The organism is Sphingomonas flavida (genome assembly GCF_036663655.1).
Classification (GTDB): domain Bacteria; phylum Pseudomonadota; class Alphaproteobacteria; order Sphingomonadales; family Sphingomonadaceae; genus Sphingomonas.
The window spans coordinates 149694-174980 of the sequence record NZ_JAXOJH010000003.1 but is presented as its reverse complement, the minus strand read 5'-3'; the positions used below and the strand labels follow the sequence as shown (position 1 = coordinate 174980).

24 protein-coding genes are annotated in these 25287 nt (G+C 67.1%); 11 read left to right on the top strand and 13 right to left on the bottom strand.

From position 1 onward, the window contains the following. Nucleotides 1-13: 13 nt before the first annotated feature. Nucleotides 14-484, top strand: a complete 471-nt coding sequence (locus U1703_RS05050; protein WP_332784844.1) for a hypothetical protein — start codon at nucleotides 14-16, stop codon at nucleotides 482-484. A 386-nt stretch (nucleotides 485-870) separates the two neighbouring features. Here U1703_RS05050 and U1703_RS05045 read toward each other — a convergent pair whose 3' ends face one another. The 3 genes from U1703_RS05045 to U1703_RS05035 form a co-directional block, all read right to left on the bottom strand. Beyond that, the gene (locus U1703_RS05045; protein WP_332784843.1) at nucleotides 871-2709 is read right to left on the bottom strand and encodes a M2 family metallopeptidase; all 1839 of its coding nucleotides are present in this window, start codon (nucleotides 2707-2709) and stop codon (nucleotides 871-873) included. A gap of 76 nt (nucleotides 2710-2785) precedes the next feature. Then, complete coding sequence (locus U1703_RS05040) at nucleotides 2786-3565, bottom strand: alpha/beta fold hydrolase (protein WP_332784842.1); 780 nt, start codon at nucleotides 3563-3565, stop codon at nucleotides 2786-2788. A gap of 122 nt (nucleotides 3566-3687) precedes the next feature. Beyond that, the gene (locus tag U1703_RS05035) at nucleotides 3688-4473 is read right to left on the bottom strand and encodes a helix-turn-helix domain-containing protein (RefSeq protein ID WP_332784841.1); all 786 of its coding nucleotides are present in this window, start codon (nucleotides 4471-4473) and stop codon (nucleotides 3688-3690) included. A gap of 198 nt (nucleotides 4474-4671) precedes the next feature. Between U1703_RS05035 and U1703_RS05030 the strand changes: the two genes are divergently transcribed. Together U1703_RS05030 and U1703_RS05025 are read left to right on the top strand one after the other, a co-directional pair. After that, nucleotides 4672-5205 carry a hypothetical protein gene (locus U1703_RS05030; RefSeq protein WP_320452235.1) on the top strand — a complete coding sequence of 178 codons (534 nt, stop codon included), beginning with the start codon at nucleotides 4672-4674 and terminating at the stop codon, nucleotides 5203-5205. A 106-nt stretch (nucleotides 5206-5311) separates the two neighbouring features. Then, a complete protein-coding gene (locus tag U1703_RS05025; protein WP_320452234.1) occupies nucleotides 5312-5956 on the top strand; it encodes a YitT family protein in 645 nt (214 codons plus the stop codon). 143 nt (nucleotides 5957-6099) lie between these two features. On the opposite strand, the gene U1703_RS05020 is transcribed toward U1703_RS05025, so the two are convergent. The 7 genes from U1703_RS05020 to U1703_RS04990 all read right to left on the bottom strand — a co-directional run bounded on the left by U1703_RS05020 (nucleotide 6100) and on the right by U1703_RS04990 (nucleotide 12842). After that, a complete protein-coding gene (locus U1703_RS05020) occupies nucleotides 6100-7128 on the bottom strand; it encodes an aspartate-semialdehyde dehydrogenase (RefSeq protein WP_332784840.1) in 1029 nt (342 codons plus the stop codon). Nucleotides 7129-7249: 121 nt separating this feature from the next. Continuing rightward, the gene (lysA, locus tag U1703_RS05015; protein ID WP_332784839.1) at nucleotides 7250-8536 is read right to left on the bottom strand and encodes a diaminopimelate decarboxylase; all 1287 of its coding nucleotides are present in this window, start codon (nucleotides 8534-8536) and stop codon (nucleotides 7250-7252) included. Then, nucleotides 8533-8781, bottom strand: coding sequence for a hypothetical protein (locus U1703_RS05010; RefSeq protein ID WP_332784838.1), 249 nt, complete (start codon nucleotides 8779-8781; stop codon nucleotides 8533-8535). Before U1703_RS05010 ends, lysA begins: the two co-directional genes overlap by 4 nt. After that, entirely contained in the window at nucleotides 8778-9197 is a 420-nt protein-coding gene (locus U1703_RS05005; protein WP_332784837.1) for an SAM-dependent methyltransferase, read from the bottom strand. The genes U1703_RS05010 and U1703_RS05005 overlap by 4 nt, the downstream gene beginning before the upstream one ends. Before the next feature lie 14 nt (nucleotides 9198-9211). Next, nucleotides 9212-9475: a hypothetical protein gene (locus U1703_RS05000; protein ID WP_332784836.1), complete on the bottom strand. Its 264-nt coding sequence runs from the start codon at nucleotides 9473-9475 to the stop codon at nucleotides 9212-9214. A 289-nt stretch (nucleotides 9476-9764) separates the two neighbouring features. Continuing rightward, nucleotides 9765-10481, bottom strand: coding sequence for an MgtC/SapB family protein (locus tag U1703_RS04995; RefSeq protein WP_320452228.1), 717 nt, complete (start codon nucleotides 10479-10481; stop codon nucleotides 9765-9767). Nucleotides 10482-10628: 147 nt separating this feature from the next. Further along, entirely contained in the window at nucleotides 10629-12842 is a 2214-nt protein-coding gene (locus tag U1703_RS04990) for a S9 family peptidase (protein WP_332784928.1), read from the bottom strand. A 335-nt stretch (nucleotides 12843-13177) separates the two neighbouring features. Here U1703_RS04990 and U1703_RS04985 point away from each other — a divergent pair, with 335 nt between their 5' ends. From U1703_RS04985 to U1703_RS04975, 3 genes are all read left to right on the top strand, one after another. Beyond that, the gene (locus tag U1703_RS04985) at nucleotides 13178-13828 is read left to right on the top strand and encodes a DUF6975 family protein (protein ID WP_320452227.1); all 651 of its coding nucleotides are present in this window, start codon (nucleotides 13178-13180) and stop codon (nucleotides 13826-13828) included. A gap of 128 nt (nucleotides 13829-13956) precedes the next feature. Continuing rightward, nucleotides 13957-14493, top strand: coding sequence for a CHAP domain-containing protein (locus U1703_RS04980; RefSeq protein WP_443025762.1), 537 nt, complete (start codon nucleotides 13957-13959; stop codon nucleotides 14491-14493). A 55-nt stretch (nucleotides 14494-14548) separates the two neighbouring features. Then, complete coding sequence (locus U1703_RS04975) at nucleotides 14549-14794, top strand: hypothetical protein (protein WP_332784834.1); 246 nt, start codon at nucleotides 14549-14551, stop codon at nucleotides 14792-14794. Nucleotides 14795-14866: 72 nt separating this feature from the next. On the opposite strand, the gene U1703_RS04970 is transcribed toward U1703_RS04975, so the two are convergent. Beyond that, nucleotides 14867-15976: an anhydro-N-acetylmuramic acid kinase gene (locus U1703_RS04970; protein WP_332784833.1), complete on the bottom strand. Its 1110-nt coding sequence runs from the start codon at nucleotides 15974-15976 to the stop codon at nucleotides 14867-14869. 128 nt (nucleotides 15977-16104) lie between these two features. Between U1703_RS04970 and rimO the strand changes: the two genes are divergently transcribed. Further along, nucleotides 16105-17445 carry a 30S ribosomal protein S12 methylthiotransferase RimO gene (rimO, locus tag U1703_RS04965; RefSeq protein ID WP_332784832.1) on the top strand — a complete coding sequence of 447 codons (1341 nt, stop codon included), beginning with the start codon at nucleotides 16105-16107 and terminating at the stop codon, nucleotides 17443-17445. Here rimO and U1703_RS04960 read toward each other — a convergent pair. After that, nucleotides 17429-17818, bottom strand: coding sequence for an MAPEG family protein (locus U1703_RS04960; protein ID WP_332784831.1), 390 nt, complete (start codon nucleotides 17816-17818; stop codon nucleotides 17429-17431). The genes rimO and U1703_RS04960 overlap by 17 nt on opposite strands. A 225-nt stretch (nucleotides 17819-18043) precedes the next feature. Here U1703_RS04960 and U1703_RS04955 point away from each other — a divergent pair, with 225 nt between their 5' ends. Both U1703_RS04955 and U1703_RS04950 read left to right on the top strand, forming a co-directional pair. Further along, a complete protein-coding gene (locus tag U1703_RS04955) occupies nucleotides 18044-19444 on the top strand; it encodes a serine hydrolase domain-containing protein (RefSeq protein ID WP_332784830.1) in 1401 nt (466 codons plus the stop codon). Then, nucleotides 19441-20820, top strand: a complete 1380-nt coding sequence (locus U1703_RS04950) for a leucyl aminopeptidase family protein (RefSeq protein ID WP_332784829.1) — start codon at nucleotides 19441-19443, stop codon at nucleotides 20818-20820. Before U1703_RS04955 ends, U1703_RS04950 begins: the two co-directional genes overlap by 4 nt. 114 nt (nucleotides 20821-20934) lie before the next feature. Here U1703_RS04950 and tpiA read toward each other — a convergent pair whose 3' ends face one another. Continuing rightward, on the bottom strand, nucleotides 20935-21681 hold the full coding sequence (gene tpiA / locus U1703_RS04945) for a triose-phosphate isomerase (protein ID WP_332784828.1): 747 nt from the start codon (nucleotides 21679-21681) through the stop codon (nucleotides 20935-20937). Between the two features lie 135 nt (nucleotides 21682-21816). Between tpiA and U1703_RS04940 the strand changes: the two genes are divergently transcribed. Together U1703_RS04940 and trpE are read left to right on the top strand one after the other, a co-directional pair. Beyond that, nucleotides 21817-23763, top strand: coding sequence for a peptidylprolyl isomerase (locus U1703_RS04940; RefSeq protein WP_332784827.1), 1947 nt, complete (start codon nucleotides 21817-21819; stop codon nucleotides 23761-23763). Continuing rightward, complete coding sequence (gene trpE, locus U1703_RS04935) at nucleotides 23750-25258, top strand: anthranilate synthase component I (RefSeq protein ID WP_332784826.1); 1509 nt, start codon at nucleotides 23750-23752, stop codon at nucleotides 25256-25258. Before U1703_RS04940 ends, trpE begins: the two co-directional genes overlap by 14 nt. The last annotated feature ends 29 nt before the right edge of the window (nucleotides 25259-25287 follow it).

Genomic DNA, 25287 nt, shown 5'->3' with positions numbered 1-25287 from the left:
GGGGGATTTCGTCATGGTCGACACCACGGACCCGAAAAAACCACGCCCGCCCCGCCGCCGAGCCTCACCCAAGGCGGCAGGTGCCCCCGCGCCCCGCAAGCGCCCCACCGTCAAGCCCGAGCCGGTGACGGACGATACCGCGCCCGTGGCCGAACCGATTGAGGGTGGCGAAACCCAGGCTCCCCAGCCACCTGTCCAGCCCCCCGCCAAGGCCAAGGCTCCGCCCAAGCCCCGCTCGACCAAGCGCGTCACGCCGCGCAAAGCCCCCCCGCGCAAACCCGCCGCGATCAAGCCCGCTCCTGCACCCGCGCTCGGCAAGCACGGACTGGATCGGGTCGGCGGCAAATGGGGCGTGGCCTCGATCCTGGGCAGCCTGGCGGCAGCGGCCGGGCTGACGGCGGCGCTCTTGTCGCTGAAGGGCAGCACTCCCACGCGGGATGGCGGGAAGGGTAAAGGCAAGGACGGTGGGACCAAGAAGGACTGACGCCTTAACCCTCCGTTCGGCTTGAGCGAAGTCGAAGGCCGAGGGGCCCCCTCCTTCGGGGATGCGCCAGGCATGGCCTTCGACCTCGCTTAGGCTGAACGGGGGTACTCGCTTAGGCTGAACGGGAATAGAGGTAGGATCGAGCTGAACGGCAGGCGAAACCTGCTTCCCTGCAAGACAAGGTGGCAGCCAAAGGGCTGACCGAGGCCGACGAGCCCCTCCACCACCGCTTCGCGGCGGTCCCCCTCCCCAAGCAAGCTTGGGGAGGAATGCGGCGGGTCTTCTTAAATCCTCCCCAAGCTGCGCTTGGGGAGGGGGACCGCTCGCGTCAGCGAGGGGTGGAGGGGCCAAGCCTGCGAGCCCCCCGCCCCGCCCCACTTGGAACATCACCAGCCCTGCGGCTTGCCCTTGTTCTGCTGGTCCAGCCACGTCTTGAGCGGCGCGAAATACTCGACCAGCGCCTTGCCCGACATTTCGCGGCTGCCCGTGAACACCTGCAACGCATCCGGCCAGGGCTTAGACTGGCCCATCGCCAGCATCGCGTTCAGCTTCTGGCCCACCGCCTTGTTGCCATAGAAGGAACAGCGGTGCAGCGGCCCCTTCCACCCGGCCTGGTCACAGGCCGCCTTGTAGAACTGGAACTGCAGCACGCGCGCCAGGAAGTAGCGCGCATAGGGGACGCCCGCCGGGATGTGATACTTGGCACCCGGATCGAACTTCGTCTCGTCGCGCGCGACCGGCGGCACCACGCCCTGATATTTCAGGCGCAGCGCGTCCCAGCCCGCCTGATACTGGCCCGCCGGGATCTGGCCCGAGAACACGCCCCAACGCCACTTGTCGATCAGCAGGCCGAAGGGCAGGAATGCGACCTTGTCCATCGCCTGGCGCAGCAGCAGGCCGATATCCTTGTCAGCGCTGGGGACCTTGGCCGGGTCGAGCAAGCCGATCTTCACCAGATAATCTGGCGTGATCGACAGCGCGACGGTGTCACCGATCGCTTCATGAAAGCCGTCATTCGCACCGTTCTTATAGAGGAACGGCTGGTCCTTGTACGCGCGCTGATAGTAATTGTGGCCCAGTTCGTGATGGATGGTCACGAAATCGTCGGCATTCACCTTCGTGCACATCTTGATGCGGATATCGTCCTTGTTGTCGATATCCCAGGCCGAGGCATGGCAGATCACCTCGCGGTCGGCGGGCTTCACGATCTGCGAGCGCTGCCAGAAAGTCTGCGGCAATGGCGCGAAGCCCAGCGAGGAGTAGAAGCCCTCGCCCGTCTTCACCATCCTGATCGGGTCGTAGCCCTTGGCCTTCAACAGCTCACCGGTGTCGTATCCGACGTCGCCCGCCCCCTTGGGCGCGACGATGTCGTAGATATTGCCCCATTCCTGCGCCCACATATTGCCCAGCAGGTCGGAACGGATCGGGCCCGACTTCGCCTGGACCGCGTCGCCATACTTCTCGTTCAGCTTCCAGCGGACATAGGTATGCAGCGCCTTGTAGAGCGGCTCCAGCTCGCCCCAGATCTTGTCGGTCAGCTGCGCGAATTGCTCGGGGCTCATGTCATAGCCCGACCGCCACAAGGCACCCGCATCGGCATAGCCGAGTTCCCTCGCGCCCTGGTTCGCCAGGCCGGTCATCTGGGCATAATCGGCCCGCATCGGCGCGCCGACATTGTCGTGCCAGCTGATCCACATCTCCTTCAAGCGAGCCGGATCGCGCTCGTCGCCCATCGCGGCCTCGATGTCCGATCCGTTGATCGGCTGGCCGTTCCGCACCCCCTTGCCCTTGCCGTAGGAGGAGGACATGCGCGTCGTGAGCATCGACAGCTGCGCCGCCGCACCGGGTGTGGTGGGCGCTGGCAGGGTGATGCCGCCGCGCAGCAGGTCGAGCTTGCGCTTGGTGTCATAGGACAGGCCCGGCAGTGCCTGATAGCGCGCCGCGCCCAGGCCGTAGCGGACGGCCAGATCGGTCATCTCCGCGCCCGAGGCAGCGGCCAGCGCATCGGTGTCATCGGTGATATAGGTCGCGTTGACCCACGCGACCTGCTGCGCACCGACCGACTTTTCGGCCAGCGTCTTCTCGGCCTCGGCGACGAAGGCGTCCGCTCCGGCGACGGTCGCAGGCGGCTGGGTCGCCGGAGCGGCGGGCGCGGCCGTCTGGGCATGGGCAGCCCCGGCGAGCGCAAAGGCCAATACGGTGCCGGATACGGCGGAACGGATCATGCTATCCCCCTGAACATCGGAAACGCCCTCAAACCGGGGCGGATGGCGTGCAGTTGCGCGGCTTTGGTCGCCGCCGTCAAGCGGCCAGGAACTGCGCGATCGCCGCGCCCAGTTCGGCTTTGGTCACCGATCCCATATGGTTACCCGGAATCTCGACATAGCGCCCGCGCGGCAGCGCGTCGGCCAGCTCGACCGCCGCGCCATTGTCGAAATCGTCGACGCCCGCCACGACCAACGCCGGCAGGTCGAAGCCCTCGATCGCCGAAAGGGGCGTATCGGCAAAGGTCTGAAGGATATGCAGCAGCGCCACCGGATCGCCGCCGGTCGTCTTCAGGAACGCCTCCGCCATCCATTCGGGGGTGCCGCGCGGATGCTCACCCAGCCGGGTCAGGATATTGGTGAAATGCGCGACCCGGCGGTCGGTATGGAGCAATCCCTCCAGCCCCATGCCCGCAAAGATCGCCTTGCCCGGCTCCGCGCCTGTCGCCAGCATCCGGCTGACCGTCCGCGCGCCCAGCGAATAGCCGCCGAGATCATAGTCGGTCAGCCCCAGATGCTCGACCAGCGCATGACCATCACGGGTCAGCGCGTCCTTGGGATAGGCGGCGGGGTCATGCGGCTTGCCGCTTTCGCCATGGGCACGCAGGTCCGGCATGATCACCCGGTAGCCCTTGGCCGCGATGGCGGCGGCGTGGCCGTACCGTATCCAGTTGGTCTGCGCGTCGGAGAAATAGCCATGGATCAGCACCACGGGCCGCCCCTCCCCCATTTCACGCCAGGCGATCGGCGTGCCGTCGAAGCTGTCGAAGAAGCGGGTTTCGGGGGCGGTGTCGGCCAAGGGTTCTGTCTCCGGCATGAAACTGTACCGGGCCCTCCTAATACGGATCGGGCGGGATGTGGACCTCTCTTGCCGCCGCGACCGCCCTCACTTCTTCGACCATTCCTCCATCTGCAAGGGAAGGAGTAGGAGTACCCCTCCTACCCCACGTAAATCCCGGCAACCCGCCACTCGCCATTCTCACGCTCCAGCGTCACGGTTTCGACGATGGCGGCCGCAGTGCCGAACCGCGTGTTGAACCGCACCATCCGATAACCGGCGGGCGGCGCGGGGATGTCGTCCTGGCTCAGGAAGGCGCGCGACACCATCTTGCCCAAGGGCGCCCGCACCTTTTCCGACGTGCTTGCCCAGACCTGTTCGGTGTTGAGCCTGCGGAAGCTGTCCGTGGTCATGCGATAGCTGTCCGCCCAGCGACCCTGGTCGATCAACTGGACGAAATGTTGCGCGACCTCGACCACCGCCGGATCGGTCGCCGTGGACGAAGCCGGAGCCGGGGCCACTTGGGGCGGTGCGGAAGCCATATGGATCAGGCCACCAAGGGCCAGAAGGCTGAGGGCAAAGGTCATGAGCGTCGCTCCGATGATGATCCGGGGACGGCGGTTGCCGCGCCCCGCGCCGATGACCGGCGCCGGTGCTTCATCCGCCACCCCGACCCGACGATCTTCCCCGATCCTTATGTCCCCCAAGGAATAGGGGGTCGCGACCTGCGGTTCACCCTCCACCTCCAGCAGCATCCGCGCCGCCTCGCGGCTGCTCGACACGGCCAGTTTGCGGCGGGCGTCGCGCAGGCGTTCGTTGATGGTGTGGACCGACAGGTTCAACTCGCGCGCGATCGACTTGGCGTCATGCCCCCGCACGATCAGGCGCAGCGTCTGTTTTTCGCGGTCGGTCAGCGCCGCGACACCGGCTTTGGCCTGCATGGTCATGCCCCCGACTATGCCGCAGCGACCCGCCACGACCACCCTCAAAAAATTGTACCCTTGACCTGTTCGGAAGAGCGACGAGCCCGTCATGACTCTGCTTCTGATCAAGCCGACGCAAAATGGCGGGAATCCGCAGTTTTTTCTGATTGCCCGCGAGTCGCGAACATGGACAAAAGGAGTACAAGCCGTTAGCCGCCGCCCATGGCAGCATCCTTGTTCCTTCTACTGGCGGTGATCCTGGCGTTCGCCGGTGGGGGTGGACCGTGGATGCTGATCGCCACGGTCGCGGCGGCGACGGCGGCGGGCACGCGGTTGCCCGATCTCGACACGCCGCTCCAGCTTCAGCATCGCAGCGCATTGGTCCACAGCGTCCTGCCCTTCTATATCGCGACGCTCGACCTGCGGACCTGGCCGGTCGCGGCCGGGCTGGGCTTCGGGGTGGGCTTCCATCTCGCCGCCGATCTGTTTCCCGGCACCATGCGGGGCTTCGCGACGATCAAGATTCCGCTCCTCGGATCGATCGGTGCCTTGCCCTCCTATCTGTGGATCGCGGTCAACGCGGCGGCGAATATGGTGGGGGCGTTCGTCATCCTAGAGTGGATCGCCGCCGACCGGGTCGCGGCCTGCGCGCTGGCCGCGACCGGGGTGCTGGGGGCCAGCTATCTGCTGCGCACCAAGGGCGGGCTCTATGCGCTGGTGGTGCTGATGGGGCTGGGCTGGCTGATCCTGCGCTAGGCGAAGGAATTGGCCTTTTTGCATCGATTGCGATAAGGGTCCCGTCTCTGCCGCCAAGAAGCAGGCCAATCGGGAGTGGATGCCGGACCCTTGATCCGGACCCTCGATGACCGCAGCGACCGCTTCCCCTGCCGAAACCCTGCCGCCCAGCCCGATGGGCCGACCGCATAGCCTGCTGGAGGACGCCTATGCGATCTTCATCGGCGTGACGCTGCTGGTCGTCGGGCTGATCTTCCTGAAGGCGGCGGGGCTGGTGACGGGCGGGATCGCGGGCGTCGCGCTGCTGCTGTCCTATCTGGTGCCGCTGCCCGCGGGCGTGCTGTTCACGCTGGTCAACATTCCCTTCTTCCTGTTCGCGCACAAGGTGATGGGGGCGCGGTTCGCGGTGAAGACGGTGCTGGTCAATATCGGCATCGGCGTCGCCTCGGCGATCACGCGGGTGTCGGTGCATGTCGATGGCGTGCATCCGGCCTTCGCCGCGCTGGTCGGCGGCACGGTCATCGGCATGGGCATATTGTCGCTCGCCCGGCATCAGGCCGGGGTCGGCGGCACCGGGGTCATCACCATCTGGCTCTATCGCAAGCGGGGGTGGAACATGGGCATGACCCAGGTCGCACTGGACGTCTTCATTTTGGCCATGGCGATCCCGGTCGTCTCGGGCATGCAGATGATGTGGTCGGCGATCAGCGCGGCGGCGATCAGCCTGATCCTCTTCGCCTGGCACCGGCCGGGCCTGTATATGGGGCGGTGAACCAGTCCTCCCCGGTACGGGGAGGTGGCAGCGCGCCAGCGCTGACGGAGGGAGGCTTCCACATAGGACTTGCCCAGCGGAGAGCCCCCTCCACCACCGCTTCGCGGCGGTCCCCCTCCCCGTTGCCGGGGAGGAATTTGGCGTCAGTCGCCCTTCTTCAGGTGACGGCGGCCGAGCAGTTCGGCGATCTGCACCGCGTTCAGCGCCGCGCCCTTGCGCAGGTTGTCCGATACGCACCACAGCGACAGGCCGTTATCGACCGTCGAATCCTCGCGAACGCGGCTGATGAAGGTCGCGAAATCGCCGACGCATTCGACCGGGGTCACGTATCCGCCGTCCTCGCGCTTGTCGACCAGCATGATGCCGGGCGCCTCACGCAGGATGTCCTGCGCTTCCTGGGCCGAAATCTCGTTCTCGAACTCGATGTTCAGCGCCTCGGAATGACCGACGAAGACGGGCACGCGCACGCACGTCGCCGTCACCTTGACCTTGGGGTCGAGGATCTTCTTGGTCTCGGCGACCATCTTCCACTCTTCCTTGGTCGAGCCGTCGTCCAGGAAGCTGTCGATGTGCGGGATCACATTGAACGCGATCTGCTTGGTGAACTTCTTGGGTTCGGCCGGATCGCCGACGAAGATGTTGCGGCTCTGCTCGAACAGCTCGTCCATGCCCGCCTTGCCCGCGCCCGACACCGACTGATAGGTCGCGACTACGACGCGCTTGATCGTCGCCTTGTCGTGCAGGGGCTTGAGCGCCACGACCATCTGCGCGGTCGAGCAGTTGGGGTTGGCGATGATGTTCTTGGCCTTGTAGCCGTCGATCGCATCGGGGTTCACCTCCGGCACGATCAGCGGCACGTCCGGGTCCATGCGGTAGAGCGACGAATTGTCGATCACCACGCAGCCGGCGGCGGCGAATTTGGGCGCATAGATCTTCGTCGCGTCACTGCCGATCGCGAACAGCGCGATGTCCCAGCCGGTCGGATCGAAATGCTCGATATTCTTGATGGTCAGTTTCTTGCCAGTCTCGCCGAACTCGACCTGATCGCCCTGGCTGCGCGACGACGCGACGACCGCGATCTCGTCGATCGGAAATTCCCGCTCCGCCAGAATGTTGAGCATTTCCCGGCCGACATTGCCCGAAGCCCCGGCGACCACAACGCGATAACCCATTCAACCCTCCACTCGGAAGCGTGAGCCGGTAGCGTCATTGCGCGGATACGTCCACCAACTTTGCGAAAAGTGCGCATTTGCGCTGGACAAGCGGGAGTTTGTCGGCCCCCCGCCGCCCGGATCACGCCGCATGATCGAGCGCCGTGCCACTCAGCCAGTCCGGCACCATCTGCGGCCGGATCGCCGCCGCGTCGATGCGCGGCGCGATGACGGCATAGCGATCGCCCTCGACCATCACCTCGGCCGCCAGCGCCCGGCTGTTGTAGCAGGATGCCATGGACGCGCCGTAAGCCCCGGCGTCGCGCAGGACGGCCAGATCGCCCTCCTTCACCCGGTCGACCAGCCTTGCCCTGGCGAAACGGTCGCTGCTTTCGCAGACGGGGCCAACGACATGCGCGCGCATCGTCGCACCGTTCGGGGCGACCGCCGCGAAGTCGTGCCAGGCATCATAGAGCGCAGGTCGCACCAGATCGTTCATGCCCGCGTCGATCACAACGAACGGACATTCCGCGCCCGGCTTCACCCACAGGACACGGGTCAGCAGCACCCCGGCATGGGCCGCGATATAGCGCCCCGGCTCGAACATCAGCGTCACGTCCCAATCCTGGGTCACCCGCGCGACCATCGCGGCATAGGCGGCGACATCGCCGCCCGGCCCGCCCCGATAATCCACGCCCAGGCCGCCGCCCAGATCGACATGGGTGATGACATGCCCCCGCGCCCGCAGCGCCGCGACCAGCTCGCCGATCCGACGATAGGCGGCCTCCAGCGGCGCCAGGTCCATGATCTGGCTGCCGATATGCACCGCGACGCCATGCAGCGTCAGGCCCGACCGATACGCCAGCCGATCATAGATGCCGATCGCATCGGCGATGGGGACGCCGAACTTGCTGTCGCTGGTGCCGGTCGTGATCTTGGCATGGGTGCCCGCATCGACATCGGGATTGACGCGCAGCATCGCCGTCGCGCCCAGGCCAAGCCGTACGGCGGTTGCGGCAAGCACTTCGCCCTCGCGCTCGCCCTCCAGGTTGATATGGCCGACCCCGGCCCGCAGCGCCCGCGCCAGTTCCTCCGGGGTCTTGCCGACGCCCGAATAGACGATGTCACGCGCCATCATACCGGCCCCCAGTGCGGCGGTGAGTTCGCCGCCGGAGACGATATCGGCGCCGAAGCCCTCGTCGCGCAGGATCGACAACATGGCCAGCGACGGGTTCGCCTTGACCGCGAAAGCCAGCGACTTGCGGGGGATCGGCGACAGCGCCTCGCGAAACCGCCGCGCCGCCGTGCGCAACGCGCCCGCCGAATAGACATAGGTCGGCGTGCCGACGTCTTGCGCGATCCGGCTCAGCGCGACGCCCTCGGCATGGAGCGCGTTGCCGCGCAGGGCAAAACCCGTGTCCCGGCTCATGACCGCCGCCCCCGGCGCAGGCGCGCGGCATGAATGGCCTCGGCCGTGTAGGGATGCCCGCGCCGTTCGGCGCGCAGCGCCTGGATCAGGTGCTTGCCGTTCAGCATCAGCACGACACCGCCCAGCGCCACCAGAAACCAGAACAGCGCCAGCAACGATTCCGCCGGGCCGGTCAACGTCGCCACCACCGCGCCCAGCGTCATCACCGCGCCCAGTGCCCGCCATGCCATGTCCCGCCCGCTCATGCCGCCATCTCCTGTTCATATTCGTCGCATGGATCGCCGATCACACATGCCGCTGCGGCCCGAAGCACGTCCTTCTGAGCGTCGCACCGATGGCAGACCAGGATGTCGGCGGGAAAGTCGCGTTCCTCGGCCAGCGCCGCGATGGGGTCGCCACGTTCGAACACCAGGCCCATCGCGGCATGGCGGTGACGCCGGGCAGCAGCGCGGGCGCGACCGATCAGCGCGGGCGAGCCGCCGAGCCCCCGCCCCTCGATCGCGGTAAAGCCCATCGCGCGCGCCTGTTCGGCGACCGCGATCAGGAACCCGCCCGCGCCGCAATCGGTATCGACGATCCGCACCGCGCAGCGATGCCGCTCGCGCAGGGCGCTCAACGCCGCCTCGACGGCGGGCCAGCGGGGGTCGTGGCGGTATCGCATGGCCTGCCGCTCACTCATGCCGCACGCGACAGCATGGAGGCGTCGGCCGCCACCGGGTCGAACGATACCAGCGGGGTCAGCGCCTTTTCGGCGACCGCGACGCTGGCATGATAGATTTCGGCTTCCTCGACCGCATAGCGCATCGCCGCGCCGCGCGAGATGAAACGGCCCTCCAACTGGCCCGCGCTATCCTGGACCAGCCAGTGACCCGCCCGGTCCTGGCCGACATAGATAAGCCGCGCCTGCGGGTCGGGTTCGATGGCGAAATCGTTACGCATGGATACTGGAAACCTCTGCCGAACGGGCATCCGATCGCCCGCCCGCATCAGCTACGCCTCGCCCCATAGGGTTTCGAGATCGATTTCCCGCTATCGCATAGCGGCGGCATAGTGGGGCGCAGGTGCGTGTTCCGCCATTCCTTCCCTGGCAGGGGAGATGGCAGGGCGAAGACCTGACGGAGGGGTGTCGCGGCTGGAGATTTTGGCCCGACCTCACGAGCGGGGACACCCCTCCACCATGCTTCGCATGGTCCCCCTACCCTTACAGGAGAGGAATAGAAGTCCAGCCTCAGTCGTGCGTGCTGGCGGCCCAGGTCGCGTGGGCGATGCCGTGGACGGTCTGGAAATGGTCGGTGATGCGGTCGAGTTCGCGCGCCTCGACGATGGTGCTGGTCAGGGTGGCGGCGACCGTGACCTGATCCTCGCCGAGTTCGACCGTTTCCAGTTCGGCGACCGGCAGCCCGGCGCGCTCCAGATGCTCGACCAGCATGTCGCCGACGGGCCCGGCCTGTGCGGCAGCGGTCGTCAGGCTGACCGAATAGGTCGCCTCGACATGCCGTCCCTCGACCGGGATACGGTTGATCGCATCGACCAGCGGGCGCAGCGCGGTGTTGGCGAGCAGGACCATGACGGTCAGCAGCACGGCTTCGGCGACCATGTCGCTGCCCGCGATCGCACCGACCGCCGCCGAGCACCAGAGGGTCGCCGCGGTGTTCAAACCGCGGACGTTCAACCCCTCCTTCATGATGACGCCCGCGCCCAGGAAACCGATGCCCGAGACCACATAGGCGATGATGCGGATCGACTCGACATCGCCGCCCAGCCGCTGGCCGAGATCGACGAACGCCGCTGCGCCGATCGCGACCAGCGCGTTGGTGCGAAGGCCCGCCGTGCGCTGGCGATACTGGCGTTCGGCCCCGATCACGGTGCCCAGGATGAACGCGGTCAGATAGCTGACCATCGTGTCGAGGAAAGGCCAGAGGTGGAAGGTCTTCAGGAATGCCATGTGCAGGCCCTTAAATCCTCCCGTTTCGGGGAGGTGGCAGCGCAACGCGCCGACGGAGGGGGGCCGCCACACAGGTCAACCTTGCCGGGACGCCCCCTCCACCATGGCTAGCGCCATGGTCCCCCTCCCCGTGCCGGGGAGGAATGATCATTTCGCCTTCTTGTTCTTCACCGTGCGATCCAGGAAGTTCAGGATCGTGTGCCACAGATGCTGCGACACGCCGGGTCCACCGACGCGGTGGGTCTGGCCGGGATAGAGCATCATCTCGAACGGGGTGTCCGTCTTCTGCATCTCGGCCGCGAATGCCGTCGCATTGTCGAGGAAGACGTTGTCGTCCGCCATGCCGTGGATCAGCATCAACGGATCGCGGATTTTGGCCGCGTCGGTAATGGCCTGCGACGTCGCATAGCTTTGCGGATCAGTGCGCGGATCGCCCAGATAACGCTCGGTATAATGGGTATCGTACAACTGCCAGTCGGTGACGGGCGCCCCCGACACGGCGGCGGCATACACGCCCGGCGTCTTCTCCAGCATCTTGATCGACATATAGCCGCCGTACGACCAGCCATAGGTCGCGATCCGCGCAGGGTCGACGAAGGGCAGGCCCTTCAGATAATTCGCGCCCGCCAACTGGTCGGCGACCTCGACCGTGCCCATCGCGTGATAGATGGCATCCTCGAACGCCTTGCCGCGATTATAGGAACCGCGATTGTCGATCTGGAAGAAGATCCAGCCCTGATCGACCAGATATTGCGGCAATGCGCCCTGCCAGCCGCGCGTGACCTGCTGGCCGGTGCCGGGTCCGCCATAATGCTGGAAGAACACGGGGTAGCGCTTGCCGGGCTCCAGCTTGGGCGTGATCATCTCCCAATAGAGCGTCGTGCCGTCGTCGGCCTTGATCGTACCGAACTTCGTCTCGCGGTGGCTGGCGAGATATGGGGCATAGGGGTGCCCCGCCCGAATCGCATTCTCGTTGATCCAGCTGAGCCGCTTGCCCGCCGTATCGGCCAGATAGACCTGGGTCGGCTGGCTCGGGCTGGAACGCGAGACGATGAAGCGGCTTGCCGAAGAGTCCATCGTCGCGCTGTTGGTATAACCGCGCTCGGTCAGGCGGGTGATGACGTTGGGCTGGGCGATGTCGACGGCATAGAGATGCTGTTCGAGCACGTCGTCCTTCAACCCGGTGAAGTACAGCCGCCCCTTCGCCTCGTCGACGCCGACCAGGTTGGTGACGACCCACGGCCCCTTGGTCAGTTGCGTCCACTGGCCGTCCGCGAAGTGATAGAGATGGCCATAGCCATCGCGCTCCGACCGCCAGATCAGGCTGCCGTCCTTGAGCGGGCGATAGGCGTCGGTCAGGTTCAGCCAGCTGCGGTCGCCCGACCGCTCGGTGAAGAGGATGGTCGACTTGCCGGTCTTCGGATCGACGCGGAGCATGTCGAGCGTCTTCTGGTCGCGGCTCTCGCGCTGGACCAGCATGGCCGAGCCGTCCGGCGTCCAGTCGACGCGCGCCAGATAGATGTCCGGGTTGGTGCCCAGATCGACCTTCACCCGACCCGAACCGTCCGCCTTCATCACGTACAGGTCGACCAGCGCATTGGGCGTGCCCGCCGCCGGATAGCGCTGTTCATAGACCTTGGTGCCCGCTGCGCCGATGGCGGCACGGACCGCGACCTTGACCGGCGCGTCATCGAACCGCTCGACCGCGATGTAGCGCTCGTCAGGGCTCCACCAGTAACCGGTGAAGCGGTGCATTTCCTCCTGCGCGACGAATTCCGCCTCACCGAAATGGACGGTGCCGCCGCCTTCCTTCGTCAGCGCCCGTGCCTCGCCCCCGCCCAGCGGCATGGCCCACAAGTTCTGGTCGCGCACGAAGCTGACATAACCGCCCTTGGGGCTGACGATCGGGTTCAACTCGCCGCCCGGCGTGTTGGTCAGGCGACGGACCTGCCCGTCCAGCCCGGCGAGGTAGAGATCGCCGTCCAGCGGCACCAGGATCGACTTGCCGTCGGGGGCCCAGTCATAGGCGACGATGCCCTTCGATCCGCTGATCCGCGCGCGCTCGCGCTGCATCTTCTCGGCCTCGGACAGTTCGGCGCCCGAGCCGACCTTCTTGGAGTCGACCAGCATCCGCTCCTCGCCGGTGCGGGTGTCGCGCGCCCAGAGGTCGAGCCGCTCGCGCTCGTCGGCACGCGGGCGCAGCGAGGTCAGCAGCGTGCCGTCGGGCGACAGGCGAAGGCCGCGCGGCTGGGATCCCGACAGGTCCGGGCTGCCGAAGACGCGGTCGAGAGTCAGTTCGCCCTGCTTCGCGCCCTGTGCGGACGGCGCATCAGCCGACATGGCCGACGCCCCCGAACCCATGGCGATCGACGCCCCCACCGACGCCAGCGCCAGACCCAGCACCCATTTGCGCATCCATACCACTCCAGATCCTGTCATGCCGGGTCCCTGCCCGGCCCAATGGCAGCGCGTTATCGCGACGCCGCCCCGATCCGGCAAGCATGATCGGCAACCGCCCGCGCAATCGGCTCGGTCCATCGTGGAAAACGCAGGATTTCAGCGTTAACCCTATCTGTTACGGGGGCGTTTCATATTTCGTAAACCCGGCATTAACGAAAACTGTTTAGGCCGTCCTTTCGGGACCGGAGAAGGGATGACCATCCCGACGCCGGGATCGCCGCACAATCGGAACGGACATGGTGACCAACACGGCATTGGACATTCAGCATGATCGACGCGGGGACATCCGTGCGATCCTGGCGCGCCTGGGCAGCGCCGGGCATCCGCATGTCCAGGCGCTGCTGCTGCCCCATGTCCTGCTCCACGACCTGACTGATGCGATCCATGCGGTGTGTGCGGTGCATGGCAACCACCCGTGCATGATCGACTATGCCATGGCGCGCGGGAGCGAGATCGACACGCTGCCCTGGCTGATCGGATCGTCCAACGCCTTTGCCCATGAACGCGCCTTCCTCGCCAACCTGACCGCCGCAGCCGGTCCGCTGCCCTCGACGCCGGGCCAAGCACAGACCGATGCGGCGCTGACCCAGTTGCGCCAGACGCTGGAAATGCTGGCCAACTCGGATCGGCGCGGTTGCGCGACGGGCGCGGTGTCCGCCCTGATCCTCGACTGGCGCGCGATCCGGCAGGTCATGGCGCAGGCCGCGATGCGCTTCGGCGTGTCGGTGCCGCCCAGTACCCTGCCGGAGCCATTGCTCGACTTCAACGACGACGAATCGGCGATCGGCCTGCCCCGCGCGCGGGGCTTCGGGGCCAGCCAGTTGCTGGGGCAGCACAGGGGTCTATGGGACCTGCTGGAGGCTCGAGCCAGCGCGCGGCGAGGTTGAGTGATGCCCCGCGCGACCCTTTTCGATCGGTCGCGCCAGCGGGGCGGTGCATCTCGTTACCGCGCCGTTAACCAAGCCGGACAGGTTCCGTTTAAATACACCGACTTACGGTCGTTGGCATGAAAGGCATGGTGTCCAAAGCAATCCTTCCGCTCTGCGCACTCGCGGCCGCCATCCCGGCGCATGCGCGCTCGCTGCTCGATTATGTCGGCCAGTGCGTCCCCTTCGCGCGCGCGGCATCGGGCATATCCATCTATGGCGATGCCTGGACCTGGTGGTCGCAGGCGGAGGGCCGCTATCCGCGTGGCCATGCGCCGCGTGTCGGGGCGGTCGTCGTCTTCGAAAAGACGGGTCGCCTGCCGCTCGGCCATGTCGCTGTGGTCAGCCGCATCGTCGAGGACCGCGTGCTGATGCTGACCCACGCCAACTGGTCGATCCAGAATGGCGAGCGCGGCCATGCCGAACAGGACGTGACCTTGTTCGACGTCTCGCCCGGCAACGACTGGAGCACGGTCAAGGTCTGGTTCCGCGATTCCGACGGCCTGGGCAGCTCCATCTACCCCATTTACGGCTTCATCTATGGCAAGGGCCGCCCCGCGCCCGAGTTGACCAGCGAGAAACCCGATTATGTCGGCGCGCTGATCGACGCCTATGTCGCGCGCTGATTGATCGACTGCACTCTTTGATTTAGATTGCTTCCACCCTCAGGGAGGACGCATCATGATGCTGCTCGTCACGCTTGCCTTGATCGCGGATGGCGCCACGCCGCGACAGACGATGCCGACCATCGGCCAGCCATTGCAACAGTGCATCCGGACGGAACAGCGGGTCGCGCAGACCAAGCCCTCCGCCGGTCCCCGAAAGCTGAACGAACTGCCCGACGCGGAACCGCAATTCGCGGTCGTGCGGAACATCGACGGTTGCAACGTTCCGGCCAAGGTGAGCCGACAGACTACGCGGCGGTGAAGGATCGACCCTAGAGGCGCTGCGCTTTCGTTCCTCCCCTGCAAGGGGAGGAACAGTGTCGATGGATTTGGCTCAATTCATGCCCGGCCGATGGATCACCCCCCCGGTCATCGCATGCACGACGCCGGTCGTGCCGGGAAAGCTGATCGGCCGGTCGTTCAGCCGTCGCACCGCCATATAGGCGAACCCCTGCGCCTCCATCGCGTCGCCATCCCAACCGAGCGTGTCGGTCGGCTCCGGCGTCAATCCCGTCGCGGCGGCGATCATCGCCAGCATCGTGGCATTGTGCCGCCCGCCCCCAGCGACCAGCAGCCGCCTGGGCCGTCCCGGCAGATGGTCGAGCGCGCGGGCCACGGTCTGCGCGGTGAAGGCCGTCAGCGTCGCCGCCCCGTCCGCCGCCGACAATCCGCGCGCGGGCTGAATGGTGAAGTCGTTGCGGTCGAGCGACTTGGGCGGGGCCAGATCGAACCAGCCATTGTCCATCATCGTGTCGAGCACCGTCGGTTCGACCCGACCACTGGCCGCCAGTGCGCCGTCCGCATCGTAGCGCTGGCCGGTCTCCACCTCCATCCAGCTGTCGACCAGGCCGTTGGCGGGCCCGGTGTCGAAGGCGACCAGCGCGCCGTCTCGGCCTAGCCCCCCTTCCCCGATCCAGGTGATGTTGGCGACGCCGCCCAGGTTCAAGATCGCCACCGGCTTGGCCAGATCGGCGGCCAGCGCGGCATGATAGACCGGAATCAACGGCGCGCCCTGCCCGCCCGCGGCAACATCGGCGGAGCGGAAGTCGGACACGGTGACAATGCCCGTCGCGTCGGCCAGCGACTGGCCATCGCCGATCTGCCAGGTCCAGCCGCGATCGGGGCGGTGCGCGACGGTCTGGCCATGGAAACCGATGACGTCGACCGCCGCCGCATCGACCCCGGCATCGCGCAGCAGCTTCTGGACGACCATCGCATGGGTGCGCACGATCAGGTCGCTGGCCGCGACGATGGGCGGGCTGGCGCGCGGCCGGTCGAAGGTGAGCGCGAGTGCCGTCGCCTCCGCCAGTTCGGCGCGGGCCCCGTCCGAATACCCCTCGGTCCGGAACGCGATCGGCCGGACATGCGCCTCGCCATCCGTTTCGATCAGTGCGGCGTCCACCCCGTCGAGCGAGGTCCCCGACATCAATCCGATCGCCAGCATCGCGCCCCAAATCCCGTGAAGTTCGCATCCTCCATGCCGGGATCGCACGCCCCTGTCGACCGTCAGAGGTTAAGGCATCGGTGCATCTGGAAAAGCGTGGCGATTTGGCCTATGTGCGCGCACGTCCCATGGCAACCAAACTCCCTACTCCGCCGCGCGTCGGCATGGTCTCGCTCGGCTGTCCCAAGAATCTGGTCGACAGCGAACGCATCCTGACGCAGCTCCGCGCCGATGGCTATCAGATGTCACCCGACTATGCCGGGGCCGATGTCGTGCTGGTCAACACCTGCGGCTTTCTCGACTCCGCCAAGGAGGAAAGCCTGGAGGCGATCGGCGAGGCGATCAAGGAAAACGGGCGCGTCATCGTCACGGGCTGTATGGGCAAGGAGGCGGAAGCCATCCGCACCCGCTTCCCCGACGTGCTCGCGATCACCGGCGCGCATGAATATGAGCAGGTGGTGGAGGCGGTACACGCCGCCGCGCCCGCCAACCTGTCCCCCTATATCGACCTGATCCCCGACGCCGGGCTGAAGCTGACCCCGCGCCATTACAGCTATCTGAAGATCTCGGAGGGCTGCAACCACCGGTGCAGCTTCTGCATCATCCCGTCGCTTCGCGGCGATCTGGTCAGCCGCCGTCCCGACGCGATCCTGCGCGAGGCGGAGAAGCTGGTCGCGGCGGGCACGCGCGAACTGCTGGTGATCAGCCAGGACACCTCCGCCTACGGCATCGACATCCGCAAGGAGCCGCGGATGTGGAAGGGGCAGGAGGTCGTGCCGCACATGACCGACCTCGCCCGTGAACTCGGCAAGATCGCGCCGTGGGTGCGGTTGCACTATGTCTATCCCTATCCGCATGTGGATCAGGTGATCCCGTTGATGGCGGAAGGGCTCGTGCTGCCCTATCTGGACATTCCGTTCCAGCACGCCGCACCGTCGGTGCTTCGCCGCATGAAGCGCCCCGGCAACGATGCCAAGGTGTTGCAGCGCATCCACCAGTGGCGCGACATCTGCCCCGACATCGCCATCCGCTCGACCTTCGTCGTCGGCTTCCCAGGCGAGACCGAGGAGGACTTCGAGTATCTGCTCGACTGGCTGGACGAGGCCCAGCTCGACCGGGTCGGCGCCTTCCGCTTCGAGCCGGTCGAGGGTGCCGCCGCCAATGCCCTGCCCGATCACGTCCCCGAGAAGGTGAAGGAAGAGCGTTACGCGCGGATCATGGAAAAGACCGCCGCCATCTCCGCCGCCAAGCTCGCCGCCAAGGTGGGTCGCACGCTGCCCGTCATCATCGACGCGGTGGACGAGGAAGGCGGCGCGACCGGCCGCAGTCAGGCCGACGCGCCCGAGATTGACGGCGAGGTCTTCCTGCGCGATGCCGGGCATCTGAGCGTCGGCGATATCGTGCCCGTCGCCATCGAGGATGCCGACGATCACGACCTTTACGGCGTTCCCGTCACAGGAAACGGATAAGCATCATCACCAGGCCGATCATCGAGACGATATAGGCCAGCGACCGCACGTAGCGGACGCCGAAGATATAAAGCGGCACATAGGCGACCCGCGCGAGGAACCACACCCACGCGCCGGTCGCCGCGATGCCTCCGCTCTGTCCGGTGACGGCCAGGCCCAATGCGAGCGCGATGAAGATGGGCCATGTCTCGCGATAATTGGCCGAGGCCCGCTCGGCGCGACCCGCATAGCGGCCCAATGGCGCAGGCGTCCCGTCGCGCGGCCCCGCATTCCAGCCGATACCCCGGTCCAGCGTCGCGAGTTGCGATTGCAACGCGATATGGACGAAGAGCAGGATGATCGACCAGCCGAGGATGGTCAGTTCGGTGGTCATCTTTTCCGTGTCCCTTTTTTGCTCTCCACCCTGGCGAAGGCCGGGGTCCAGCTCGACCGCCATAAGCGGCGCGCCTTGCGCTCTACAACGCGACACACGGCACCTTGACCCCGGCCATCGCCGGGGTGGGAAGGAATGTTGCGTTGGACTTCGCTGGCGAGCGGCTAGCCCTGCCCCGAAAGCGCCCCGTTGCACCGTCCCCACAAACCTGCTTCCTTGCGCGCCATGAGATACCCCCATTTGCTGGCGGCGATCGCGTTCATCGCCCCCGCCCCGCTGCTCGCCCAGGCACTGACCCCGGCGGAAACCCAGAAGATCGATGCTCTGGTGACCAAGACGCTGGCCGATACCGGCGTACCGTCCGCCTCGATCGCGGTCGTTCGCGGCGGTCGGATCGTCCTCGCCAAGGCGTATGGCAAACAGTTCGAGGGGCAGACCGGGCCCGCCGATCCCAAACTCCCCTACCAGATCGCCTCGGTGTCCAAGCAGTTCACCGCCACCGCGATCCAGTTGCTCGCCGACGAGGGCAAGCTGTCGCTCGACGACACCGTCTCCAAATACGTCCCCGGCATCACCGGCGGCGACACGATCACGATCCGCCAGTTGCTCAGCCACACCTCTGGCCTGCGCGACTATTGGCCGCAGGATTACAGCTTCAAGGCGATGGCGACGCCGACCACACCGCAAGGGATCGTCGACCGCTGGGCCAAGGCGCCGCTCGACTTCGCGCCCGGCACCCAGTGGCAATATTCCAACACCGGCTATGTCGTGGCGGGCATGATCGTCGAGAAGGTGACGGGTCAGCCGTTGCTCGATTTCCTCCAGGCGCGCGTGTTCCGGCCGCTCGGCATCCGCGCGATCGACCAGGACAAGGCGGTCGGCCCCGGCTTTCCGCAAGGCTATCTGCGCCACGCGCTGGGCCCCGTGCGGGTCGAGACGCCGGCGGCCCCGGGCTGGCTCTACGCCGCGGGCGAGCTGTCGATGTCTCCGCAAGATCTGGCCAAATGGGACGTAGCGCGCATGAACCGCACGCTCCTGCCGCCCAAGACCTGGGCCGAGCAGGAAAATCCGGTGAAGCTGACCGACGGCTCGAACACCAATTACGGCCTGGGCGTCAGCGTCGGGACCGCCGACGGCCGCCGTTTCGTCGAGCATAGCGGCGAGGCGGTCGGCTTCCTGACCGAAAATATCGTGTACCCCGACGACAAGGCCGCCGTGGTGGTCGCGGTCAATGCCTGGTTCGCCGATGCGCAGAGCCGCATCGCCAACGGCATTGCCGAAACCGTCCTGCCCGCGCCCCAGGCCAATGCCGAGGACGCCGCCGCGCTGGCCCGCACCAAATCGATCTATGCACAGTTGCAGGCAGGCCAGCTCGACAAGGCCCTGCTGACCGAGGACGCGGCCTATTATTTCACGCCCGCGACCATCGCCGATTACCGCACCAGCCTGTCCCCGCTGGGCGCGCAGGGCAAGATCGAGCAGACGGGCCGCACGCGCCTTCGTGGCGGGTTCGTCAACCGGTCGTACCGCGTCACCTATCCGAACCGCACCCTGCGCATCAGCACCTATGCCGAGCCGGGGACGAACGGCCGTATCGAACAGTTTCTCGTGAGCCCCGCCGAATGACCGATTTTGCCTCCCTGCTTCAACCCGATCGCGGCCAGAGTGCGCGTACGATCACCCTGGTCGCGCCGGATACGTTCGACGCATGGCTGGGCCGCCAGTCGGTGGCGACCCGCGCGCTGGCAACGGCGCAGCGTTTCACGGGCAAGTCCGGCACGCATCTGTTGGTCCCGCAAGACGACGGGATCGCGGTCGTCGCCGGGGTCGGCGATGCCGCCTCACCCTGGGCGCTGGCGAAACTGGCCGAAACCTTGCCCGAGGGCAGCTATCGGCTCGACGGAGCGGAAGTCGGTGCCAATGCGCTAGGCTGGCTGCTCGGCCAGTATCGCTTCACCCGCTATCGCAATGCCGAGGATCAGGGGCCCCGTATCCTGCTGACCCGCGATGTCGCCCACCGGGATGAGATGATCCGGCTGGCCGCCGCGACTGCCCAGGTGCGCGATCTGGTCAATACCGGCGCGGGCGACCTGGGCCCCGCCGAGCTGGAAGCCGAGGCCGAGGCGCTGGCCCGCACACATCACGCGCAGGTCACCGTGACCAGCGGCGATGCGCTGGCCCGCGGCTATCCGATGATCCACGCGGTCGGCCAGGCCGCAACGCGCGAGCGCGCGCCCCGCCTGATCGAGCTGCACTGGGGCGACCCCACCCATCCGCGCATCGCGATCGTCGGCAAGGGCGTGTGCTTCGACACCGGCGGGCTGGATATCAAGCCCTCGTCCGGGATGCGATTGATGAAGAAGGACATGGGCGGCGCGGCCCATGCGCTGGCACTGGCCAGCCTGGTCATGGCGGCGCGACTGCCGGTGCGGCTCCACCTGCTGATCCCGGCGGTTGAGAATGCGGTATCGGCGGCATCCTTCCGCCCCGGCGACGTGCTGAAGACGCGCAAGGGCCTGACGGTCGAGAACACCAACACCGATGCCGAAGGCCGCCTGATCCTGGGCGACGCGCTGACCCGCGCGGGTGAGGAAAGCCCCGAGCTGATCCTCGACTTCGCCACGCTGACCGGCGCGGCGCGCGTGGCACTGGGCCCCGACCTGCCGCCGCTGTTCACCGATGACGAGGCGCTGGCGACGGACCTGCTCGCGGCCGCGGCGGCGGAGGACGATCCCGTGTGGCGGATGCCGTTGTGGGACGGGTATGACGACATGCTCAAGTCCGACATTGCCGACATGGTCAATGCCCCGGACGGCGGCTTTGCAGGGGCGATCACCGCAGCGCTGTTCCTGCGGCGCTTCGTGCCCAAGGATACGGCCTGGGCACATCTGGATGTGTTTGCTTGGCGGCCTTCGGGTAAGCCAGGGCGGCCCAAGGGGGGTGACGCCTATGCCCTGCGCGCCGCGTATCGGATGTTGAAGGGGCGGTATCCGGCGGCTTGAGGTTCCAGCGTGGCCTTCGACTGCGCTCAGGCTGAACGGGGAGGTGGGACCAAAACCCCCACAGCCGTTCACGCTGAGCGAAGTGGAAGCGCACGCCCCAACCTCACCAAAAAATTACAACCCCGCCGCCGCCTCGATGATCGGCACGAACTTCGCCGCCGTCAGGCTCGCGCCGCCGACCAGCGCGCCATCGACATTGTCCACCGCCAACAGTGTCGCGGCATTCTCGCCCGTCACCGAGCCACCGTACAGGATCCGCACCCCGTCCGCCGCATCGCCGATCAGCATGCGCAGCTTGGCGCGGGCGATGGCATGGATGCTGGCGACCTCGTCCACCGTCGGCGTGCGGCCCGTGCCGATCGCCCAGCGGGGTTCATAGGCCAGCGTGAACCAGCTGCCGTCCGCATTGTCGGGCACCGACTTCTCGATCTGCGCCTGGACCACGCGCTCGGCGCGGCCCGCATTGCGCTCCGCCTCGGTCTCACCGCAGCACAGGATGACGTTCAGTCCCTGGCGATGCGCCGCCGCCGCCTTGGCCCAGGCGTCCTGGCTGGTTTCGCCCTGGTCGGCGCGGCGCTCCGAATGGCCGACGATCGTGAAGCGGGCCCCCGCCTCCTGGACCATCGCGGCCGAGACGCAGCCGGTATGCGCACCCGAATCGGCTTCGTGCACATCCTCGGCACCGATGGCCAGTCCTGGTGCCCGCTCGGCGGCGGGGGCGATCAGCGTGAAGGGCACCGCCATCGCGACGTCGACACCGGGAGCTGCTTCTGCGGCCTGCGCGATGCCGTCCAGTTCGGCCAGCGCGGCACGCGAGCCGTTCATCTTCCAGTTGCCCGCCACCAGTTTGCGCCGTGCCATATCAGGCTCCCAAATGAGTCGCATGTTATACGTGTTCAACACCGATAGCGATTTGCGCTTCCTGCACAAGCTTGATGCGAAGCCGCCTCCCCCCTAAAGCACATCCCGATTTTCTTTCTTGCCGATCGGTCGTCCATGCTCAGCTTCTTCCGCCGGATCATCAATTCCAAGGCCGGCGTCGTCGTCACCTTCATCGTGCTGGGCGTGATCGCGATCGCGTTCGCCGCGGGCGACGTGACGAACATCTCCAGCATGGCTGGTGGCATCACCGGGTCCGAAGTCGCCAAGGTCGGCAGTGCGAAGATCACCGCCAACGACCTGCGCACCGCCGCGCAGAACGAGGTCGCGGCCTATCGCCAGGAACAGCCCACGCTCGACATGGCGCAGTTCATCGCGGCGGGCGGCTTCGAGGGCACGCTCCAGCGCGAGATCACCGGCCTGTCGCTGGAGCAATTCGGCAAGGACCAGGGCATGGTCGTCTCGCGTCGCCTGATCGACGGGCAGATCGCCTCGATCCCGGCCTTTCGCGGTCCCAACGGCCAGTTCGATCCGGCGCTGTACCAGCAGTTGCTGGCGCAGCGGAAGATGACCGACCTGCAGGTCCGCACCGATCTGGAGCGTACGACCTTTGCCCAGCAGCTGACCGTGCCGACGATCGGCGCAACCCAGTTCGCGACGCAGATGGCGCTGCCCTATGCCTCGCTGCTCCTCGAAAAGCGTCAGGGCGAGGTCGGCTACATCCCGACCCGCCTGGTGCCCGCAGGCGCAGCGCCCAGCGACGCCGACATCAAGACCTTCTACACCCGCAATGCGCGCCGCTACACGCTGCCCGAGCGTCGCACCGTCCGCTATGCGCTGGTCAACACCGCCGCCGTCGCCGCCCAGTCGAGCCCAAGCGACGCCGAGATCGCACGCGACTATCAGACCAATGCCGCGAAATATGCCGCCGCGCAGAAGCGTGACGTGACCCAGGTCGTCGTCCTGGACCAGGCGGGTGCGAACGCGCTGGCCGCCAAGGCGAAGGCAGGCACCTCGCTTGCCGACGCCGCACGCGCAGCCGGGCTGGAGGCGTCGGTCCAGAAGGGTGTCGTGAAGGCCGCCTATGCCGCGCAGAGCTCGGCCGCCGTCGCCGATGCCGTCTTCGGCGCGGGCCAGGGTGCCATCGTCGGCCCGGTCCGCGGCACGCTGGGCTTCGTGGTGGCCAAGGTTGACGCGATCACCCAGGTTCCGGGCAAGACGCTGGCGCAGGCGCGGCCCGAGATCGTCACCGAGCTGACCAAGCAGAAGCAGGCCGCTGCGCTGGGCGAATTGCGCAACACGATCGAGGATGCGCTGTCCGGCAACGCGACCTTCGACGAGGTGGTCGCCGACCGCAAGCTGCAGGCGCAGACGACCCCGGCCGTGACCGCGCAAGGGACCGCGCCCGATGCCCCGACCTTCCAGGCGACGCCGGAACAGCGTGCGATGATCACCGCCGCCTTCACCGGCGAAGAGGGCGACGCGCCGCAGATCGTGCCGATCGGCCAGGATGGCAGCTTCGCCGTCGTCGGCGTCGGCAAGATCCAGCGTTCCGCCCCGCGCCCGCTGGCGCAGGTCCGTAACCAGGTCGTCGCCGACCTGACCGCCGACCGCGCCCGTGCCGCCGCCCGCAAGCTGGCGAACACCGTACTGGCCAAGGTCAACAAGGGCATGTCGATGGCGCAGGCGCTGAAGGAAACCGGGCTGGCCGTACCGCCCGCCCGCCCGATCGCCGCGTCGCGCCGCGACCTGGCCGCCGCGCAGAACACCCCCGCCGCCGCCCCGCTCGCCCTGCTGTTCTCGATGCCGCAGAACAAGGCGCGGACGCTGGAGGCTCCGCAGAACGAAGGCTGGTACGTCATTCGCGTGACCAAGATCGAACCGGGCAACGCGACCGGCAACGACGCCGCGATCCGCGCTGCCCGCGCCGATCTGGGCCGTCTGATCGGCCGCGAATATGTGTCGCAGTTCGCGCGTGCGGTGCGTGACGCGGTGGTCGTGAAGACCGATCCCAAGGCGATCGCCAAGGTCCGCTCGGAGCTGCTGGCCAATGGCGGCAACTAAGGGCGACGGCGGCGTTGCGCGGTTGGCCGATGGCCAGCCGCAGCTGATCTGGCGGCGGCAGATCGCCGATACCGAGACGCCGGTCGCCGCTGCGCTGAAGCTGATCGAGCCTGGTCGTGGCGACTTCCTGCTTGAATCGGTCGAGGGCGGCGCGACGCGTGGACGCTACAGCCTGATCGGTCTTGCGCCCGACCTGGTCTTTCGCGCCGAGGGGCACGATGCCGCGATCAACCGGCACTGGGCCAGCGATCGCGACGCCTTCGTGCCGTGTACCGCACCGACGCTGGAGGCGCTGCGCCAGCTGGTGGCGGAATGCCGCGCCGAGGTGCCCGAGGGACTGCCGTCGGCGCTCGCGTGTCTGGTCGGCTATTTCGGCTATGAGACGGTGGGACTGGTCGAAACGCTGCCCCAGCCCGAGGCCGATCCGCTCGGCCTGCCCGACATGATCTTCGTCCGGCCGACCGTCATCCTGGTCTTCGACCGGCTGGCCGATGCGCTGTACCTCGTGGCACCGGTCTGGCCCGATGCCACACGCGATCCCGCCCGGATGATCGCCGAGGCGGAGGAACGGCTGGACGCCACCGCGGCCCGGCTGGCGACCGCGACGGTCCCCGCCCCGGTTCGCGCCGAACTGCCCGAACCATCCTATCGACCCGCCCTGCCCCCCGGCCGCTATGACGAGATGGTGGCGCGCGCGAAGGACTATATCGTCGCGGGCGATATCTTTCAGGTAGTGCTGGCGCAGCGTTTCTCCGCGCCCTTCACGCTGCCGCCGTTCGAGCTGTATCGCAGCCTGCGGCGGATCAACCCGTCGCCCTTCCTCTATCACCTCGACCTGCCCGGCTTTTCGCTGATCGGATCGAGCCCGGAAATCCTGGTCCGCGTCCGCAACGACGAGGTGACGATCCGCCCGATCGCGGGCACGCGCCCGCGCGGCAAGACGCGCGCGGAGGATGCCGCCAACCGCGACAGCCTGCTCGCCGATCCCAAGGAACGCGCCGAGCATCTGATGCTGCTCGACCTGGGTCGCAACGACGTTGGCCGTGCATCGTCGTCGGGCAGCGTGCGGGTCACCGACAGCTACATGGTCGAATTCTACAGCCATGTGATGCACATCGTATCGAACGTCGTCGGTCATCTTGCCGAGGACAAGGACGCCCTCGACGCGCTGTTCGCCGGTTTCCCGGCAGGCACGGTCAGCGGCGCGCCCAAGGTTCGCGCATGCCAGATCATCGCCGAGCTCGAGCCGGAGCGGCGCGGCGCCTATGCGGGCGGTGTCGGCTATTTCTCGCCCGACGGCTCGATGGATTCGTGCATCGTGCTCCGGACCGCGGTGGTCAAGGACGGCACGATCCACGTCCAGGCGGGCGCAGGCATCGTCGCCGACAGCGACCCCGCCTATGAGCAGCGCGAATGCGAGGCCAAGGCCGGTGCGATGCTCGCCGCCGCCCGCGACGCGGTCGCCCGCGCGGGTGAGGGTCGGTTCGGGCAGTAGGTCTTGCCACGCGTGATTTGAATGGACGG

What these genes read in the sequence shown, in the direction of transcription:
- U1703_RS05050 (WP_332784844.1), top strand. Translation starts at nt 14, where the DNA reads ATGGTCGACACCACGGACCCGAAAAAACCACGCCCGCCCCGCCGCCGA.
- U1703_RS04985 (WP_320452227.1), top strand. Translation starts at nt 13,178, where the DNA reads ATGGTGACCAACACGGCATTGGACATTCAGCATGATCGACGCGGGGAC.
- U1703_RS04980 (WP_443025762.1), top strand. Translation starts at nt 13,957, where the DNA reads ATGGTGTCCAAAGCAATCCTTCCGCTCTGCGCACTCGCGGCCGCCATC.
- U1703_RS04955 (WP_332784830.1), top strand. Translation starts at nt 18,044, where the DNA reads ATGAGATACCCCCATTTGCTGGCGGCGATCGCGTTCATCGCCCCCGCC.
- U1703_RS04950 (WP_332784829.1), top strand. Translation starts at nt 19,441, where the DNA reads ATGACCGATTTTGCCTCCCTGCTTCAACCCGATCGCGGCCAGAGTGCG.
- U1703_RS05000 (WP_332784836.1), bottom strand. Translation starts at nt 9,475, where the DNA reads ATGCGTAACGATTTCGCCATCGAACCCGACCCGCAGGCGCGGCTTATC.
- trpE (WP_332784826.1), top strand. Translation starts at nt 23,750, where the DNA reads ATGGCGGCAACTAAGGGCGACGGCGGCGTTGCGCGGTTGGCCGATGGC.
- U1703_RS04960 (WP_332784831.1), bottom strand. Translation starts at nt 17,818, where the DNA reads ATGACCACCGAACTGACCATCCTCGGCTGGTCGATCATCCTGCTCTTC.
- U1703_RS05030 (WP_320452235.1), top strand. Translation starts at nt 4,672, where the DNA reads ATGGCAGCATCCTTGTTCCTTCTACTGGCGGTGATCCTGGCGTTCGCC.
- U1703_RS04975 (WP_332784834.1), top strand. Translation starts at nt 14,549, where the DNA reads ATGATGCTGCTCGTCACGCTTGCCTTGATCGCGGATGGCGCCACGCCG.
- U1703_RS04970 (WP_332784833.1), bottom strand. Translation starts at nt 15,976, where the DNA reads ATGCTGGCGATCGGATTGATGTCGGGGACCTCGCTCGACGGGGTGGAC.
- U1703_RS05005 (WP_332784837.1), bottom strand. Translation starts at nt 9,197, where the DNA reads ATGCGATACCGCCACGACCCCCGCTGGCCCGCCGTCGAGGCGGCGTTG.
- U1703_RS04995 (WP_320452228.1), bottom strand. Translation starts at nt 10,481, where the DNA reads ATGGCATTCCTGAAGACCTTCCACCTCTGGCCTTTCCTCGACACGATG.
- tpiA (WP_332784828.1), bottom strand. Translation starts at nt 21,681, where the DNA reads ATGGCACGGCGCAAACTGGTGGCGGGCAACTGGAAGATGAACGGCTCG.
- U1703_RS05025 (WP_320452234.1), top strand. Translation starts at nt 5,312, where the DNA reads ATGACCGCAGCGACCGCTTCCCCTGCCGAAACCCTGCCGCCCAGCCCG.
- U1703_RS05045 (WP_332784843.1), bottom strand. Translation starts at nt 2,709, where the DNA reads ATGATCCGTTCCGCCGTATCCGGCACCGTATTGGCCTTTGCGCTCGCC.
- rimO (WP_332784832.1), top strand. Translation starts at nt 16,105, where the DNA reads ATGGCAACCAAACTCCCTACTCCGCCGCGCGTCGGCATGGTCTCGCTC.
- U1703_RS04940 (WP_332784827.1), top strand. Translation starts at nt 21,817, where the DNA reads ATGCTCAGCTTCTTCCGCCGGATCATCAATTCCAAGGCCGGCGTCGTC.
- U1703_RS05010 (WP_332784838.1), bottom strand. Translation starts at nt 8,781, where the DNA reads ATGAGCGGGCGGGACATGGCATGGCGGGCACTGGGCGCGGTGATGACG.
- U1703_RS05040 (WP_332784842.1), bottom strand. Translation starts at nt 3,565, where the DNA reads ATGCCGGAGACAGAACCCTTGGCCGACACCGCCCCCGAAACCCGCTTC.
- U1703_RS05020 (WP_332784840.1), bottom strand. Translation starts at nt 7,128, where the DNA reads ATGGGTTATCGCGTTGTGGTCGCCGGGGCTTCGGGCAATGTCGGCCGG.
- U1703_RS04990 (WP_332784928.1), bottom strand. Translation starts at nt 12,842, where the DNA reads ATGGGTTCGGGGGCGTCGGCCATGTCGGCTGATGCGCCGTCCGCACAG.
- lysA (WP_332784839.1), bottom strand. Translation starts at nt 8,536, where the DNA reads ATGAGCCGGGACACGGGTTTTGCCCTGCGCGGCAACGCGCTCCATGCC.
- U1703_RS05035 (WP_332784841.1), bottom strand. Translation starts at nt 4,473, where the DNA reads ATGACCATGCAGGCCAAAGCCGGTGTCGCGGCGCTGACCGACCGCGAA.